Here is a 13,997-nt window from a genome sequence, read left to right on the forward strand (position 1 = left end):
CGTCAGCCGGCCTCGACCAGACGGATGCCGCGATCCTGATCGAAGAGATGGAGCAACACCCGAAGAGCCTCGCCCCGGGGTGTGGCGAGAGTGGGATCGCGGGCGAGGATCAGCCGGGCGTCGTCGCGCGCGGCGGCGAGGAGATCGCCGTGGCGGTCGAGCCGCGCGACGCGGAACCCCGGCAGGCCCGACTGGCGCGTGCCCAGCACCTCACCACCGCCCCTCAGCCTCAGGTCCTCCTCGGCGATGACGAACCCGTCCTCGGTGGCGCGCATGATCTCGAGCCGCGCCTTGGCGGTCTCGCCCAGCGGCCCCTTGTAGACGAGGAGGCAGGACGAGGCCTCGGTGCCGCGCCCGACCCGCCCCCGCAACTGATGGAGCTGGGCGAGACCGAAGCGTTCGGCGTGTTCGATCACCATGATCGTCGCGTCGGGCACGTCGACCCCGACCTCGATCACCGTGGTGGCGACGAGGAGCCGGGTGTCGCCCTCCTTGAAGGCGCGCATCGCCGCGTCCTTCTCCTCCGCCTTCATGCGCCCATGGACGAGGCCGACGACCGGCCCGAGCACCATCGTCAACTCCTCGAACCGAGCCTCCGCGGCGGCGAGATCCGACGTCTCGCTCTCCTCGACCAACGGCGAGACCCAATAGATCTTCTGGCCGTTGGCGATGGCGCGCGCGAGGCTCTCGACGATCTCGCCCATGCGCTCCGACGAGGCGAGGCGGGTGGCGATCGGCTGGCGCCCCGCCGGCTTCTCGGTGAGGCGGGAGACGTCGAGATCGCCGAAGGAGCTCATCATCAGCGTGCGCGGGATCGGCGTCGCCGTCATCACCAGGAGATCGGTCGCCCGCCCCTTGGAGGTCAGCGCCAGACGCTGATGGACGCCGAACCGATGCTGCTCGTCGACGACGGCGAGGGCGAGATCGGCGAATTCGACCGGGCCTTGAAAGAGCGCGTGGGTGCCGATCAGGATCTTCACCGCGCCGGAGGCGAGCCCTTCCAGGATCGCCTCGCGCTCGCGCCCTTTCTCGCGTCCCGTCAGGATCGCCCAGGGGATGCCGGCGGCCTCGGCGAGCGGCGCGATCGAGCGGGCATGCTGGCGGGCGAGGAGGTCGGTCGGCGCCATGATCGCCGCCTGACCGCCGGCCTCCACCGCCATCGCCGCCGCCATCACCGCGACCAGCGTCTTGCCGGAGCCGACGTCGCCCTGGAGCAGACGCAACATCCGTTCGGGTTTGGCGAGATCGGCGCGGATGTCGTCGATCGCCGCCTCTTGGCTCCCGGTCGGCGAGAAGGGCAGGGCGTCGCGGATCTTGGTGGTGAGCACCCCGGTGGCGAAGCGCGGGGCCTTGGGCAGGTGCTTGGCGGAGGCGCGTACCAGAGCCAACGTCAGCTGTTGGGCGAGCAATTCGTCATAGGCGAGCCGCTCGCGGGCGGGATCCTCGGCGGTCTCGTCGAGCGGGCCTTCCGGGTGGTGGAGCGCCCTGAGCGCCGAGCCGAAATCGGGGAACTTCCGCTTGGCGAGCCAATCGGGATCCTGCCACTCGGGCAAATGCGGCAGCCGGTCGAGCGCATGGCGCACGGTCCGGGCGATCGCCTTGGAGGAGAGCCCCTCCGTCTGCGGATAGACCGGCTCGACCAGCGGCAGGGTGGCGAATTCCGCCTCGGTCGCGACGAAGTCGGGATGGACCATCTGCGGCGAGCGATTGAACCACTCGACGCGGCCGGAGACCCATCGCGTCTCGCCCTCCGGCAGGAGCTTGGTGAGCCAATCGGCGCGGGCGGAGAAGAAGACGAGCGTGAGATCGCCGGTCTCGTCGAAGGCGATGACCTTGTAGGGCGCGCGGCTGCCGCGCGGCGGCGCCCGATGCTCGGCGACGGTGACGCGGATCGTCGCAATCGCCCCGTCGACGGCCTCGCCGATCTTCGGCGTATGGCGGCGGTCGATCACCGAGACCGGCAGATGGAACAGGAGATCGACGATCCGCGCCTCCACCCCGGCCACCGGATTGGCGCCCTCGAGCAGGCGGTCATAGAGCACGACCGTCTTCGGCCCGACACCGGGCAGGCCCTTCAGGCTCGCGAAGAGGGGAGTGAGGATCTCGGGGCGCATGGGGCCTCGGGCGCTGGGTACGACGGATTCTCGTTCCGTTCTAGCAGGAAGCAAGATGGGCGGGGAGGGGGCTGTGCGCCTTCTCCCCTCCCGCCTCCCCACGCTCCGTCATGGCCGGGCTCGACCCCGCCATCCATTGGGCGCCCCACGGACGTTTCTCACCGCCACCGTCCACCGCCCGAGCCCCCCGAACCGCCACCGCTCGGCCATTTCGGCTTGCCGCGGTTCTTCAGGCTCTCGAGGCTCGGATAGCGGCCGAGCTTCTTCTGCGGCGGGGGCGGCGGTGGCGGGGTCGGTTCCAACCGCAACTTCTTCACCTCCGGCGCCTCGACCATGCCCGACGACAGCGTGATCGGCCCATCGTCCTTGCGCTCGGCGAGCTTGACGAGCTGCGTCAGGATCACCGCCGAGCCCTTGAGACGATCGATCGGCTCCGGCCAGTCGCGCGAGAGCACGATCTTCTGATCCGGGCGGATCTTGGCGAGGCTGCCCTGCTCGCCGATCCAGCGCACCAGCCCGGCCGGATTGGCGAAGGACCCCTCGCGGAAGGCGACGACGACGCCCTTCGGCCCGGCCTCGATCTTCTCCACGTTCGCCCGCCGGCACAGCGCCTTGACGTAGACGATCTTCAGAAGATGCTCGACCTCCTCCGGCAACGGGCCGAAGCGGTCGATCAGTTCCGCGCCGAAGCCGTCGATCTCCTCGAGCGTCGAGAGATCCGACAAGCGCTTGTAGAGCCCGAGCCTGAGCGCGAGATCGCCGACGTAGTCCTCCGGGATCAGAACCGGCGTGCCGACGGAAATGGTCGGCGACCACTTCTCCTCCGGCATCGCCTCGTCACCCGACTTCAGCGCCGCCACGGCCTCCTCCAACATGTGCTGGTAGAGTTCGTAGCCGACCTCCTTGATGTGGCCGGACTGCTCCTCGCCGATCAGGTTGCCGGCGCCGCGCAGGTCGAGATCGTGACTGGCGAGCTGGAAGCCGGCGCCGAGGTTGTCGAGCGACTGCAGGACCTTGAGACGCTTCTCGGCTTGCGTGGTGAGCTTCTTCTCCGCCGGCGTCGTGAAGAGCGCGTAGGCGCGCACCTTCGATCGGCCGACGCGGCCCCGGAGCTGATAGAGCTGGGCGAGGCCGAACATGTCGGCGCGGTGGATGATCAGCGTGTTGGCGGTCGGGATGTCGAGACCGGATTCGACGATCGTGGTGGAGAGCAAAACGTCGTATTTGCCCTCGTAGAAGGCGTTCATCACGTCTTCCAGCTCGGTCGCCGGCATCTGGCCGTGGGCGACGCAGACCTTCACCTCCGGCACCACCTTCTCCAGGAACTCCTTGCGCTCGGCGAGATCGGAGAGGCGCGGACAGACGTAGAAGCTCTGGCCACCGCGATAATGCTCGCGCATCAGGGCGTCGCGCACCACCAGCGCGTCGAAGGGCGAGACGAAGGTGCGGACCGCCATGCGGTCGACCGGCGGCGTCGCGATGATCGAGAGCTCGCGCACGCCGGTGAGCGCCAGCTGCAGCGTGCGCGGGATCGGCGTCGCCGAGAGGGTGAGGACGTGGACGTCCGCCTTCAGCTCCTTCAGCCGTTCCTTGTGCTTGACGCCGAAATGCTGCTCCTCGTCGATGATGAGGAGGCCGAGGTCCTTGAACGAGATCCCCTTGGCGAGCAGCGCGTGGGTGCCGACCACCACGTCGAGCGTGCCCTCGGCGAGTTCCTTGCGGACCGCCACCATGTCCTTGTGCGACACCAGCCGCGAGGCCTGGGCGACGCGGATCGGCAGTCCCTTGAAGCGTTCGGCGAAGGTCCGATAGTGCTGGCGCGCCAAGAGCGTCGTCGGCACCACCACCGCCACCTGCCGACCCGAGGCCGCCACCGCGAAGGCCGCACGCAGCGCCACCTCGGTCTTGCCGAAGCCGACGTCGCCGCACACCAGCCGGTCCATCGGGCGCCCCGAGGCGAGATCGTCGAAGATCGCGTCGATCGAGGCGAGCTGGTCGTCGGTCTCCTCGTAGGGGAAACGGGCGCGGAATTCGTCGTAGAGCCCTTCCGGGGGCGTGTAGCGCGGCGCGGTGCGGAGGAGGCGCGCGGCGGCGGTCTTGATGAGCTGATCGGCGATCTCGCGGATCCGCTTCTTCATCCGCGCCTTGCGCACGCCCCAGGCGACGCCGCCGAGCTTGTCGAGCTGCGCGTCACTCTCGTCGGAGCCGTAGCGGGTCAGAAGCTCGATGTTCTCGACCGGCAGATAGAGCTTGTCGCCGCCCTGGTATTGAAGCTCGAGGCAGTCGTGCGGCGCGCCGGCCGCCGTGATCGTCTTGAGGCCGGTGAAGCGGCCGATGCCGTGATCGACGTGGACGACGAGATCGCCCTCGGCGAGACCCGCCACCTCGGTCAGGAAGTCGGAGCCCTTGGGCTTGCGCTTCTTGGCGCGGATCAGACGGTCGCCGAGAATGTCCTGCTCGGCGACGACGGCGAGATCCTCGATCTCGAACCCCTGCTCGAGCCCGAGCACGGCGAGGCCGATCTCGCCCTTCTCCATCAGCGCCGCTTCGGGGAAGGTCTCGAGCCGCCGGGTGCGGGCGAGGCCGTGGTCGTCGAGCACCTGCTTCAGGCGGTCGAGCGCGCCCTCCGACCAAGCCGCCAGCACCACCTTGCGCGCGCCGTTGCGCAGCTCCGCAAGATGGGCGATCGCCGCGTCGAAGACGTTGACCCCCTCCATCGCCCGTTCGGCGGCGAAGGAGCGGCCCTGGCGCCCGTCGAGATCGACCACGTCGAGGCGCTCGTCCGGCAAGGCGAAGGGGGTGAGGCGGGTGGTCTTGGCGTCGGCGAGGCGGGTCGTCCATTCCTCCGGCGTCAGATGGAGGGCGGTCGGCTCCAGCGGCTTGTAGGGGACCGACCCGGACGCCGCCTCCTCGAGCGCCTCACGGCGGGCCTCGTAATGGTCGCGAACGTCGTCGATCCGCTCCTTCAGCGCATCCTCGACATGATCGTCGAGGACGATGCGGGCATCGCCGCAATAGTCGAAGATGGTCTCCAGACGATCGTGGAAGAGTGGCAGCCAATGTTCCATGCCGGCGTAGCGGCGGCCCTCGGAAATGGCGCCATAGAGCGCGTCGTCGCGGGTCGCGGCGCCGAAGGTCGCGAGATAGTTGCGGCGAAACCGGCTGACCACGTTGGGCGTCAACGTCACCTCCGACATCGGCACCCATTCCAGGCGCTTGAGCTGCCCGGTGGTGCGCTGGGTCTCGGGATCGAAGCGGCGGATCTGTTCCAACTCGTCGCCGAAGAAATCGAGTCGGACCGGGGTCTCGGCCCCCGGCGCGAAGAGATCGAGGATGCCGCCGCGCGCGGCATATTCGCCGGTGTCGCGCACCGTCGAGGTGCGCTCGAAGCCGTTGGCCTCCAGCCACTCGATCAGCTTCTTCATGTCGGCGCGCCCACCCGCCTGCGCGGCGAAGGTCTCGGTGGCGACGCTCTCACGGGTCGGCAGGCGCTGGGCGGCGGCATTGACCGTGGTCAGGACGACGATCGGCTTCTTGCGCTCGCGCGGCGTGGCGAGATGGGAGAGCGTCGTCATCCGCCGGGCGACGATGACCGGATTGGGCGAGACGCGGTCGTAGGGACGGCAATCCCAGGAGGGGAGGGTGAGGACGTGGACGTCGGGCGCGAAGAAGGCGAGCGCCGCCTCCAGCCTCTGCATGCGCACGCCGTCGCGACAGATCACCAGGAGCGAGGCGCGACCGTCGCGGGCGCCGGCATCGCGGGCGAGATCGCCGATCACCAGGCCTTCGGCGCCGTCGGGGACGCGCGACAGCGTGACGTGAACGCGAGTGCGGAAGAGACCGGAGAGCTTCTTCACGGGTGGCGATCCTCGGGAACGGACTGGGCGTGAAAACGCGGCGACGCCCGCGAGGGCCTTTCCGGGACACCGCGCGGGATCGTCACGTCTCTCTTCAACAGGATTCCGGGGCCGCTCGCCAGCCCCTTTTCGAAGGGCTGGCCCTCAGGCGCCCTTCGCCTCGTGCGTGAAGGCCTTCATCGCCCGCCACACCGGCTTGTCGTGAATCGGGTCGACCTCCTCGGTCCCGACCACCCAGGCGAAGAGCTCGCGATCGGAGACGTCGAGGAGATGCTCGAAGTCGGCGAGATCGTCGACGGAGAGGGTGGCGACATGAGCGTCGGCGAAACGGCCCATGACGAAGTCCATCTCCTTGGTGCCGCGATGCCAGGCGCGGAACAGCGCCTTCTTGCGCCGAGGCTCCAGGCCGTCGCTGGTGATGCCGCTCATCCGTGGTCCCTTCCTCGCTGCCTTCGTGGCCGTTCTAGCCGGGGGCGAAGGCCTTGTCATCGTCTCGATGGTCGGAGGATGACGGCGAACGTCATCTGCCGCCGGTTGTGCCGGCCGCGCGCGGCGGGCAAGATCACGCCACGGAACCGTGCCACGCCGAGGGCGCGGCCGCGAGGAGAGGATCCGTCATGCCCGTCACCGCCGATCGCGCCGTTCGTCGCCCCCTTCTCGCCGCCGCCCTCGCGGCCCTTCTCGTCACCGCCGCCTCGGCGGAGGACGAGAACAGACCCTATGCCCCGATCCCGGCCGAGATCGGCAAGGCGGTCGCCCCGTCGAACGAGCTCCTGATCGCCGCCAAGGTCGCCCGCGACGCCGCCGTGGCGCGCAACGGCGAGGCCGTCTTCGCGATGATCGCCGACGAGGTGACGCTGGTGAACTCCGGCATCACCGTCACCGCCGGACGGAGCATCGAGAAGAAGGGCCCCTTCGAGAGCGCCGACGACGCCTTCTCGACGATCGGCGGCATGTTCCAGGAGGGCGACATCGTCGCCATGGCCAAGGCGTCGGGCAAGAAACTGAACCTCGGTTCGCTCTATGCCGAGGACACGATGCGCGTGATCGCCTCTTCGATCGACGAGGCCGACTGGGGCCGCGATCCCCTGGTCAAGGGCGGGTTCTGCACCTATCGCGCCGCGCGCTGGGACCCGAAGGCGGCTGAGAAGACGCGGGCGAGCGGCTCGCGCGGCTACTGGGTCGACGCGCCCACCAAGGCCTTCGGATCGGCCGACCCGGGCGCCCGGACGGTGGCGACGCTGAAGCCCGGCCACCTCTATCTCCAGGGCTTCATGGACGACCTGCCCGAGGGCTGGAGCGCGGTGCGTCTGCCCGGCGGCGGGGTCGGCGCGGTGCCCGAGAAGGAGCTGAAGAACCCCACCCCCTGGGGCATCTGCTTCCTGCCGAACGTCGACGGCGGCTGGTTGATCTCGGCCTTCGCCACGTCGCTTCTCTGAACCGTCAACCGAACAGCAGCAGGTTCGACCGCCAGATCACCCAGAGACAGGCGAGCGCGAAGAGCGCGAAGCCGAGCGCGGAGAGGCGCGCGAGCCGGGCGGCGATCGCCGGCTGCGCCACCGCGAGGCTCGCCCGGCGCGGCACCACCCCGAGCATGCCGGAGGCGAGCGCCGCCGCCGCGCCGAGGAAGAGCGGCAGATAGAGCGCGAAGCCGAAGTGATCGTATTCCCGCTTCAGGAGGCAGAACGGGCAGTGGTGGTGCGGCTGCTCGTAGACGTAGAGCGAGACGACCGACACGATCGCCGCGAGCCCGACGACGAACATCGCCCCGCCGAACACCCCCTGCGCGATCTGGAAAACGCGCGACCGCCCGGCGACGAGCCCGCCGAGGACCACGACGGCGGCCCCGCCGAAGAGGAGCCACAGCGCCGGTCGCGGCTCGAGCGCGGCGAGTTCGCCGCCCGCTCCCGAGGATTGCGGCCCGTCCTCGAAGAGCTTGCCGCAGCACGACGTGATGGTGTCGGCCTTCAGATCGAGGAAATAGGCGGTCTCGAGCCCGGCCTCGAGCGCGACGATCGGCGCGACCGCGAGCAGGGCGGCGTATTTCAGGCGGATCAGCGGGAAGTCGCGGCCCTCGCCGTCGACCCGGTCGAGCACCAGCCACAAGGCGCTCGCGAAGAAGACCGCGATCTTGGCATAGAGCGTCGCAAACCCGTAGACGCTGGCATTGAGCGTGCCGACCGCGCACATGGCGCCGACGAAGAGGGCGCTCATCCGGTCGGCGTTGAAGACGAAGAGGATCAGCGACGCCGCCTCGAGCGCCAGCACGAGCCCGACCGCCGTCGAGACCAGGATCGTCGCCCGCTCCAGCCGGATCTGCCTTTCGCTGCCCGACGCGCGATCCCACGACGCCAGCAGGCGCATCGCGAAGACCGCGCTCGCCAGAAGCACCGCCGTCGCGAGCCAGGACGAGCCGAGAAGCGCCAGGATCGAGGGGTGGAAGATCATGGCGTCGCCTCGACGATGCGTCCGTCCGCCATCGCGACGCGCGCGTCGACGACGCTCGCGCGGGTGATGCGCGGATCGTGCGAGGTGATGATCACCGTCTTGCCTTGCGCCTTGAGATCGGCGGCCATGGCGAGGAACTGCTCGACCCGGGCGCCGTCGAGGCTCGCGGTCGGCTCGTCGGCGATGACGACGGCGGGATCGTTGATGAGCGCCCGGGCGATGGCGACGCGCTGCGCCTCGCCGCCGGAGAGGTTCTCCACCCCGAGGCCGGCGCGATCGCCGACCCCGAAATGCTCGAGCAGCTCGCGCGCATGCGCCTTCAACCGCGCATGCGGCACCCCGAGCGGGAAGGCCGGCAACATCACGTTGTCGAGCGCCGTCATCCCCCGGATCAGATTGAACTTCTGAAAGACGAAGCCGAAGGTCCGCCGCCGCACCTCGGTCAGGAACTTCTCCGGGAGCCCCGAGACGATCTCGCCGTCGAGGCGGATGCGCCCCATGGTCGGGCGTGCGAGGCAGCCGATCAGGGTGAGGAGGGTGGTCTTGCCCGAGCCGCTCGGCCCTTCGAGCACGGTGACGGCACGATCGGCGATGGTGAGATCGACGCCGCGCACCGCCTCGACCCGATCGGGACGGCCCTCGCCATAGACCTTGGTGACCTCGGTGAGTTCGATCATGGCGCGCTCCTCACCGCATCACGGCGTCGGGGTCGGTGACGGCGGTCTTCCAGATCGGCACGACGACGGCGGCGGTGTAGGGGACGACCGTCAGGAGCGCGAGGGTCGCGATCTCCAACGCATCGACCTCCGGCGACAGCGGGAACCGCGGCCACAGCGTCGACCAGCCCTTCAACACGGGTTCGAAGAGCCCGGCGGAAAAGAAGAAGACATGGACCCAGGCGGCGAGGAGCCCCGCGAGGAAGGCGGTTCCGGAAATCGCGGTTCCCTCCCAGAGTTTCATGCGGATGACGTCCGAGGTCTCCCAGCCGATCGCCTTGAGAATGCCGATCTCGCGCCGCTCCTCGGCCGAGAGCCCCGAGGCCTTGTCGAAGGCGAGGATGACGAAGGCGAGGAGCGAGGCGGCGAGCAGCGCCAGCGCCAACCCTTCGCGCCAGGAGAACAGCGCCTCGAGCGTGCGGTGCATGTCGGCGCGGGTGACGAAACGATAGGTCGGGAGCCGCACCGAGGCCTTCTCGGCGATGGTCGAGACCTCGCGCGGATTGGCGACTTCGATCGCGAAATCCGTGTAGCGATCGGCCGGGATGGCGAAGAACGACCGGAAGTCCGCCTCGGCGACCAGCACCAGGTCGGAGGAGACCAGGGCGGACGCCTGCGGCAGGATCGCCTTGATACGGGTGCGCAGGAACTTCCCCGCCGGCGACACCAGGAAGAACGGCTTGCCGACCGCGAGTTTGCGGGCGCGCGCCACGCCCTCGCCGACGATCGCCTCACCGGAGGCGAGCGCATGGGCCGCATCGGACGGGGAGGGCACCATCACCGTGTAGTTCGCCGCCCCGGCGCTGTCCCAGAGATAGCCCCAAAGGCGCGGCTCGACCCTGCGGATGCCGCGCAGTCCCTTCAGAGCCTCGAGATCGGCGCCGGTGGCGAGGTCGTGGCGGCCCATCACCATCGACTGGGCGACGATCTCCGGCGCGTCGGCGAGCATCACCCCGGCCTCGCGCCGGATCGCCGAACCGAACAGCATCACCGAGCCGAGCAGGAACACCACGAGCGCATAGACCAGCGTCAGGCCAAGGTTCTTCGCCGGCCGCCGCGCCAGCGAGGCGACAGCGAAATCGAGGAGATGGCGTTGCCGTTCGAACCGAGCGCCCATGCGCCTCACTCCTCGCCGCCGCCGATATGGCCCGTGCCGAAGCCGCGCGGCGCCGCGACCAGCGAGCCGGCCGGGAAATGATCGAGGCCGGTCGGCGCGTCCTGGAAGGCGGAGGCTAGATCGGCCTGCGAGGGATGGCGCGTATAGCGCGCCTCGCCGAAGAGCGCCGGATCGGTCAGCCCGAGCTCGCGGGCGAGCGCGCGCCCGCTCTCGCGACGCGCCTCGGTCGCCGGCCGCGCCAAGAGCGCCGCGGCGATCAGGGCGCCGAGCGCCAGAACCAGACCGCAGGTCGAGAGCGCGGCGAGCGTCGAGCCGCGCGGCCGCGACGCAAGGGAAGCGGAGGTCATTCGAACCGCCCCTCGTCGAGGGCCCGCATCAGTCCCGGCGTCAGATCGGCGGCGGCGGCGACCCGGCGCCCCTTGTGGTCCTTGACGAACTCGTCGGCGTCGGCTCGGGTCGCGTGCGGCACCGCCTCGTGGCCCATCGGCCCGTAGACGTCGGAGCCGAGCACGTAGGTCGCGGCGAAGGCATCGACCCGGTCGCCGTCGTAATAGGCGGTGACGCCGACCCTCGCGACCTGATCGCGGGTCCGGCCCGGCGCCCAGCGGGTGAGATCGCCGAGATATTTGAAGAGGTCCTTGGCCCCGTCGAAATGGAAGACGGTGCCGTCGCGCCACATCAGCGTGGCGATCCAATAGGGGTATTTGGCGACGAACATGCCGCAGACCGGGCAGAGATCGCGCTCGCCGGGCTTCGGCAGGTCGAGCACCGGCGCGCGCGCGGCGCCTTCGTCGGCCGAGGCGGCGGGCACCTCCACGCAGGCGAAGGCGGCGAGGCCGAGAAGCACCGACCGGCGATCGGGCGAGGCGAGGCGGCGGGAGGGACGCGGCAGCGGCATGGGCGGGATCCCGGGAAGGGAGGGGCCCGGCGGCGCCCCGCGCCGCCGGGAGAGACGATCACATCTTGCCCATCTTCTGGCGCATCTCGCTGCGACGCTTGCGCAGCATGATCGTGTCGTCGGCCATCGCCAGATAGGCCTTGCGGAGAGCGCCGTCGAAATTCGTCACCTCGGCGCCGGCCTTGGCGGAGGCCTCCTGCGCGGCGGCGGCCTTGGCCTTGGCCTCGTCCGCGAAGGCGGCGTTGGAGACGCGCGTCATGGTGCCGGGCTTGGAGGGGTCGATCACGTAGAACGCCTTCTCCACCGCGATCAGCGGCTTCACCGCGCCGTCGGCGCCGGCGTCGCCGACCCAGATCGCCTTCGGCCCCTTGTCCATGTTGAGGGAGAGGCCGATCGCCGCGCAATGCAGCGAGCAGGTGCCGTCGACCGAGTTGTCCTCGTAGTGGATCAGATGGCGGGTGTGGCTGAACTTGGCGCGCTCCATCCCGCAATAGCGGCAGCGCGGGAACTTCTTCAGTTCGTCGGTGAGCGGGTTCTCGTCCTTGGGCAGATCCTTGATCAGGCCGTGCTTGTCGGTCCAGACCCACGGCGCCATGGGCTTGTCCTCGGCGCGGGCGGGAACGGCGGCGAAGAGAGACGCGAGAGCGGCGCCCGCGACCAGGCCGCGGCGATCGATGATGGTCATGGGATGTCCCTTTGTATGGTCGTTCGACGAGTGTCGACGCACGTTCTCACCGAGCCGAGACGGCACGAGAACGGGTGATCGGACGTTCAGGCGAAGCGACGCGCGGGCGGTCCGCGCAAGGTCCCGTGCCGCAGCAGGGGCCGCCGATCGGCGACCTCGTCGAGCGCGGCGGGCACGAGGACGGCGACGACCAGCGAGGCCGGCATCTCCACGACAGGGGCAGTCGCGGCGACGCCGTGGCTCGCCAGAGCCGCCAGCGAGCAGAGCACGCAGTCGTTGCTGCGGTCCGCCGTGTTCCCCGTGGGCGCGGCGAGGGGGCTCTCGTCGTGACCGCCACACAGGGAGAGGAGACCGAGGGCCGCGTCGTCGGCGACGAGGCCGGTCGCGCGCGCCGCGGTGGCACCGAGGTGATCGGCCGACAGCACCACCTGGAACAGGAGCAACACGACGGCCGCGAGCACGCCGAGGCGGCTCTGGCGGATCCTGTCGAGGCTCGTGGGGGTGCGGCCGATCATGGGCACTCGTTTCGGCGCGTGCGGACACGCTTCGGTCTCGGGGAGGCCGGGGAGGGGGGGGATATCCCCGAGCCATGCTCAACCTATCGCAGATTCCGCCCCTCTCGCAATTGACGGGGGTCAAATGCGGCGGCTGCGACTCTGAGCCACGGGAGAGATCGCGATCTTCGACCCCGAGACGAGCGCCGACGCGCCCCCTCCGCCGTCGTCCCCGGTGCGCCGGAAGCGACGGAGGGCGAGCCGAGTGGCGACCCGCCTACGGCCTCACATCCCCTTCGCCTCGACCCACAGCGCCTCCATCTCGTCGAGCGTCGCCTCGGCCGGGGTGCGGCCCTCGGCGGCGAGGCGGGCCTCGATATGGGCGAAGCGGCGGCGGAACTTGTCGTTGGTGCCGCGCAGCGCCGTCTCCGGATCGAGATCGAGATGGCGGGCGAGATTGGCGACGGCGAAGAGCACGTCGCCCAATTCGTCGCTCTGGCGAGCGCGAACCGGGGAAGGGGTGACGATCTCGGCCTCGATCTCGTCGAGTTCCTCGCGGATCTTGGCGAGCACCGCGAGCGGATCGTTCCAATCGAAGCCAACCGTGCCGGCCTTGGCCTGAAGCCGCACCGCGCGCGTCAACGCCGGCAGGCCGACCGCGACGCCGTCGAGCAGGCCCCTCGGTGGCTCCACCTTGCCCTCGGCGGCGAGACGGGCGGCGCGGGCGGCCTTCTCCTCCGCCTTGATGCGCGCCCAGGCGTCCTGCGCCACCGCGACGTCGCGGGTATCGTCGTCGCCGAAGACGTGCGGATGGCGGCGGATCATCTTGGCTGTGATCGCCTCGACCACCGAACCGAAATCGAAGGCGCCTTCCTCCTCGCCCATGCGGGCGTGGAACACCACTTGGAGCAGAAGATCGCCCAATTCCTCGCAGATGTCGGGGCGATCGCCGCGCGAAATCGCTTCGGCGACCTCATAGGCCTCCTCGATCGTATAGGGAGCGATGGTGGCGAAGGTCTGCTCGAGATCCCACGGGCAGCCGGTGCCGGGGGTGCGCAGCCGCGCCATGATCTCGACGAGGCGGGCGATGTCGCGGGAGGGGGTCATGATCGGATCCGGATCGGGGAGGGGGCGAGTCGCACCTTAGCAGAGCCGGCCCCCGCCAGCCGAGACGCGTCGCGCCGCCGCGTGCTATGGGTCGGGCGCCGATTTCATCCGCGAAAGCCCGCCATGCCGCCCTCGATCCCCGTCACCCGCTCGATCTCGATCGACGCCGACGAAGTCGTCGAGACCTTCATCCGCGCCTCCGGGCCGGGCGGGCAGAACGTCAACAAGGTGGCGACGGCGGTCGAACTGCGCTTCGACGTCGCCGCCTCGCCGTCGCTGCCCGAGCGCGTCCGCGAACGCATGGCGGCGATCGCCGGCCGGCGCCTGACCGGGGAGGGCGTGTTGGTGCTGCGCGCCGACCGCTTCCGCACCCAGGAGCGCAATCGCGCCGATGCGCTGGAGCGTCTGCTCGAGATCATCCGCGAGGCCGCGACCCCGCCGCCGCCGCCGCGCCGGGCGACGAAGCCCACTCTCGGCTCGAAGATCCGCCGCCTGGAGGGCAAGAAGAACCGAAGCGGTATCAAGAAGATGCGCTCCGGCCGCCCGGACGTCGACTGAGGC

Annotated in this window: 13 protein-coding genes; 2 read left to right on the forward strand and 11 right to left on the reverse strand. The window is 69.9% G+C overall.

Features of this window, described 5'->3' with window-relative positions; translation table 11 throughout:
- Positions 1–2 precede the first annotated feature (2 nt).
- The 3 genes from recG to J3S89_RS09940 form a co-directional block, all read right to left on the reverse strand.
- Positions 3–2,114 carry an ATP-dependent DNA helicase RecG gene (gene recG, locus J3S89_RS09930; protein WP_217927347.1) on the reverse strand — a complete coding sequence of 704 codons (2,112 nt, stop codon included), beginning with the start codon at positions 2,112–2,114 and terminating at the stop codon, positions 3–5.
- Between the two features lie 158 nt (positions 2,115–2,272).
- The gene (gene mfd, locus J3S89_RS09935) at positions 2,273–5,971 is read right to left on the reverse strand and encodes a transcription-repair coupling factor (RefSeq protein WP_217927348.1); all 3,699 of its coding nucleotides are present in this window, start codon (positions 5,969–5,971) and stop codon (positions 2,273–2,275) included.
- A gap of 144 nt (positions 5,972–6,115) precedes the next feature.
- On the reverse strand, positions 6,116–6,400 hold the full coding sequence (locus J3S89_RS09940) for an FAD assembly factor SdhE (RefSeq protein WP_217927349.1): 285 nt from the start codon (positions 6,398–6,400) through the stop codon (positions 6,116–6,118).
- Positions 6,401–6,588: 188 nt separating this feature from the next.
- Here J3S89_RS09940 and J3S89_RS09945 point away from each other — a divergent pair, with 188 nt between their 5' ends.
- Complete coding sequence (locus J3S89_RS09945) at positions 6,589–7,410, forward strand: hypothetical protein (protein ID WP_217927351.1); 822 nt, start codon at positions 6,589–6,591, stop codon at positions 7,408–7,410.
- 4 nt (positions 7,411–7,414) lie between these two features.
- On the opposite strand, the gene J3S89_RS09950 is transcribed toward J3S89_RS09945, so the two are convergent.
- The 8 genes from J3S89_RS09950 to mazG form a co-directional block, all read right to left on the reverse strand.
- Complete coding sequence (locus tag J3S89_RS09950) at positions 7,415–8,419, reverse strand: hypothetical protein (RefSeq protein ID WP_217927352.1); 1,005 nt, start codon at positions 8,417–8,419, stop codon at positions 7,415–7,417.
- On the reverse strand, positions 8,416–9,096 hold the full coding sequence (locus J3S89_RS09955; RefSeq protein ID WP_217927353.1) for an ABC transporter ATP-binding protein: 681 nt from the start codon (positions 9,094–9,096) through the stop codon (positions 8,416–8,418). The genes J3S89_RS09950 and J3S89_RS09955 overlap by 4 nt, the downstream gene beginning before the upstream one ends.
- A gap of 10 nt (positions 9,097–9,106) precedes the next feature.
- Positions 9,107–10,252: an ABC transporter permease gene (locus tag J3S89_RS09960; RefSeq protein ID WP_217927354.1), complete on the reverse strand. Its 1,146-nt coding sequence runs from the start codon at positions 10,250–10,252 to the stop codon at positions 9,107–9,109.
- 5 nt (positions 10,253–10,257) lie between these two features.
- A complete protein-coding gene (locus tag J3S89_RS09965) occupies positions 10,258–10,599 on the reverse strand; it encodes a hypothetical protein (RefSeq protein WP_217927355.1) in 342 nt (113 codons plus the stop codon).
- Positions 10,596–11,150 (reverse strand): nitrous oxide reductase accessory protein NosL, encoded by a 555-nt coding sequence (locus J3S89_RS09970; protein ID WP_217927357.1) that lies wholly within the window; start codon positions 11,148–11,150, stop codon positions 10,596–10,598. The genes J3S89_RS09965 and J3S89_RS09970 overlap by 4 nt, the downstream gene beginning before the upstream one ends.
- Positions 11,151–11,208: 58 nt before the next feature.
- Positions 11,209–11,835 (reverse strand): nitrous oxide reductase accessory protein NosL, encoded by a 627-nt coding sequence (locus J3S89_RS09975; RefSeq protein WP_217927358.1) that lies wholly within the window; start codon positions 11,833–11,835, stop codon positions 11,209–11,211.
- An 86-nt stretch (positions 11,836–11,921) separates the two neighbouring features.
- A complete protein-coding gene (locus J3S89_RS09980) occupies positions 11,922–12,350 on the reverse strand; it encodes a DUF2946 family protein (RefSeq protein ID WP_217927359.1) in 429 nt (142 codons plus the stop codon).
- A gap of 264 nt (positions 12,351–12,614) precedes the next feature.
- A complete protein-coding gene (mazG, locus tag J3S89_RS09985; RefSeq protein ID WP_217927360.1) occupies positions 12,615–13,436 on the reverse strand; it encodes a nucleoside triphosphate pyrophosphohydrolase in 822 nt (273 codons plus the stop codon).
- Positions 13,437–13,559: 123 nt separating this feature from the next.
- Between mazG and arfB the strand changes: the two genes are divergently transcribed.
- Entirely contained in the window at positions 13,560–13,994 is a 435-nt protein-coding gene (gene arfB / locus J3S89_RS09990; protein ID WP_217927361.1) for an alternative ribosome rescue aminoacyl-tRNA hydrolase ArfB, read from the forward strand.
- Positions 13,995–13,997: the final 3 nt, after the last annotated feature.

This window comes from Pinisolibacter aquiterrae (genome assembly GCF_019160155.1).
GTDB classification, from domain to species: Bacteria; Pseudomonadota; Alphaproteobacteria; order Rhizobiales; family Ancalomicrobiaceae; genus Pinisolibacter; species Pinisolibacter aquiterrae.

Bases quoted from the DNA above. Each gene is read 5' to 3' on its own strand.
- recG (WP_217927347.1), bottom strand. From the start codon at position 2,114: ATGCGCCCCGAGATCCTCACTCCCCTCTTCGCGAGCCTGAAGGGCCTG.
- J3S89_RS09940 (WP_217927349.1), bottom strand. From the start codon at position 6,400: ATGAGCGGCATCACCAGCGACGGCCTGGAGCCTCGGCGCAAGAAGGCG.
- J3S89_RS09945 (WP_217927351.1), top strand. From the start codon at position 6,589: ATGCCCGTCACCGCCGATCGCGCCGTTCGTCGCCCCCTTCTCGCCGCC.
- J3S89_RS09950 (WP_217927352.1), bottom strand. From the start codon at position 8,419: ATGATCTTCCACCCCTCGATCCTGGCGCTTCTCGGCTCGTCCTGGCTC.
- J3S89_RS09955 (WP_217927353.1), bottom strand. From the start codon at position 9,096: ATGATCGAACTCACCGAGGTCACCAAGGTCTATGGCGAGGGCCGTCCC.
- J3S89_RS09960 (WP_217927354.1), bottom strand. From the start codon at position 10,252: ATGGGCGCTCGGTTCGAACGGCAACGCCATCTCCTCGATTTCGCTGTC.
- J3S89_RS09965 (WP_217927355.1), bottom strand. From the start codon at position 10,599: ATGACCTCCGCTTCCCTTGCGTCGCGGCCGCGCGGCTCGACGCTCGCC.
- J3S89_RS09970 (WP_217927357.1), bottom strand. From the start codon at position 11,150: ATGCCGCTGCCGCGTCCCTCCCGCCGCCTCGCCTCGCCCGATCGCCGG.
- J3S89_RS09975 (WP_217927358.1), bottom strand. From the start codon at position 11,835: ATGACCATCATCGATCGCCGCGGCCTGGTCGCGGGCGCCGCTCTCGCG.
- J3S89_RS09980 (WP_217927359.1), bottom strand. From the start codon at position 12,350: ATGATCGGCCGCACCCCCACGAGCCTCGACAGGATCCGCCAGAGCCGC.
- mazG (WP_217927360.1), bottom strand. From the start codon at position 13,436: ATGACCCCCTCCCGCGACATCGCCCGCCTCGTCGAGATCATGGCGCGG.
- arfB (WP_217927361.1), top strand. From the start codon at position 13,560: ATGCCGCCCTCGATCCCCGTCACCCGCTCGATCTCGATCGACGCCGAC.